1 pseudogene is annotated in these 1,046 nt (G+C 46.8%); it reads right to left on the bottom strand.

What is annotated here, in order from left to right:
* A pseudogene (locus tag AAEO59_RS16340) lies at window positions 1-1,046 on the bottom strand (hypothetical protein); the annotation flags it as partial.

Genomic DNA, 1,046 nt, shown 5'->3' with positions numbered 1-1,046 from the left:
GCATCGGTCACGGTACAAGTCCATGTTCCAGCAGTTAATCCGGTTACCGAAGTAGTGCCATCTCCTGTTGGGTTCCCTGGTGTCCAATTATAAGTATATCCGCCTGCTCCACCAGTTGCTGCGTTAACAGAAGCAGCACCATTTGCTCCACCATTACAAGAAATATTAGTTTGTGAAGCAGCTGTCAAAGCTAATGCTGTTGGCTGAGTAATAATGAAGTTAACCGAAGTAGTACATGCATTGGCATCGGTCACAGTACAAGTCCATGTTCCCGCAGTTAATCCGGTAACAGACGTAGTACCGTCGCCTGTTGGGTTTCCAGGTGTCCAGTTATACGTATAGCCTCCGGCACCTCCAGTTGGTGTGTTAATTGAGGCTGCACCATTGGATCCACCATTACAAGAAATATTAGTTTGTGAAGCCGCAGTGGCACTAATGGCCGTTGGTTGCGTGATGGTAAAGTTAACCGAAGTAGTACATGCATTAGCATCAGTCACGGTACAAGTCCAAGTTCCGGCAGTCAATCCGGTTACCGAAGTTGTTCCGTCACCTGTTGGGTTCCCTGGTGTCCAGTTATACGTATAGCCACCAGCACCACCAGTTGGTGTGCTAATTGAAGCAGCTCCATTGGATCCACCATTACAAGAAATGTTGGTTTCTGAAGATGCAGTAGCCACTAAAGCGGTTGGTTGAGTAATTGTGAAATTACGTGTTGCAGTACAACCATTTGCATCGGTCACGGTACAAGTCCATGTTCCAGCAGTTAATCCGGTTACCGAAGTTGTTCCATCTCCTGTTGGGTTCCCTGGTGTCCAGTTATACGTATAGCCACCGGCACCTCCAGTAGCTGTATTTACAGCAGCAGCACCATTGGATCCACCATTACAAGAAATATTCGTTTGTGAAGCAGCTGTCAAAGCTAATGCTGTTGGCTGAGTAATAGTAAAATTCTGTGATGCTGTACATCCATTTGCGTCTGTTACTGTACAAGTCCAGGAACCTGCTGTTAATCCGGTTACCGAAGTTGTTCCGTCGCCTGTTGGGTT

Origin of the sequence: Flavobacterium flavipallidum (assembly GCF_038289905.1) — a bacterium.
Classification (GTDB): domain Bacteria; phylum Bacteroidota; class Bacteroidia; order Flavobacteriales; family Flavobacteriaceae; genus Flavobacterium; species Flavobacterium flavipallidum.
This window is presented reverse-complemented; position numbering and strand designations above follow the sequence as displayed.